This window comes from Streptomyces lancefieldiae (genome assembly GCF_031845825.1).
Lineage (GTDB): Bacteria > Actinomycetota > Actinomycetes > Streptomycetales > Streptomycetaceae > Streptomyces > Streptomyces lancefieldiae.
This window is the reverse complement of sequence record NZ_JAVRFH010000271.1, coordinates 1-639: the sequence shown is the minus strand read 5'-3', so window position 1 is coordinate 639 and position 639 is coordinate 1. Positions and strand designations below refer to the sequence as shown.

Genomic DNA, 639 nt, shown 5'->3' with positions numbered 1-639 from the left:
ACACGTCGGCATGGCGGTCGCTCTCCAGGTCCAGCAGAAAGTCCTCCTTCCCGCCCAGGCTGTAGCACCACAGGAAATTCCCGGGCGGATTCGGCTCAACGAGCCGGCGGAAACGCGAAACGGATTTCGTGTAGCAGTAGAACCAGGTGTCCGCGGGGGCGTTCCGCATGATGCGCAGCCACGCCTGCAAGTATTCGTCGGAATGGAAGTCGCCGGAATCGTGCAAGCGAATCCATTTGCCCCGATACCGCCGGTGGCGGAGTTCCTCGGCCATCTGGGCTTCCCACTCGTCCAGGGCATGCATCGTCATCCACATGTTGCGCTCGTGCGCGGCCAGGACGACCGGCCACCGATAGGTCCCCACCCTCGCGTAGCAGAGCTTCGCGCAGGCCCCGGCCTCCGGGCAGGCGTTGTATGTCGATCCGTCGGAAAAGCGGCCGGCCCAAGCGGGAAGTGGCCAGTTGAAAATCCCTTCGGCCCGCAGTTGCCGGTTCTGGGTGAGGAGCCACCGGCGCGCCTTGGGCTTCGTGTGCGGCGTGTCGGTGGTCGAGCTGGTGTTCATGTCGTGCTTTCCGTCTGGTTGGAGCTCGATGTGTCGGCCGGGCAGTCGTCATGGGGCGCGGCGCAGGCGTGCACACC

General features: G+C 65.1%; 1 protein-coding gene. It reads right to left on the bottom strand.

What is annotated here, in order from left to right; translation table 11 throughout:
* Window positions 1-562: GP88 family protein (locus RM812_RS42085; RefSeq protein WP_311586281.1), on the bottom strand; the 562-nt coding region annotated here is incomplete at its 3' end.
* Window positions 563-639: the final 77 nt, after the last annotated feature.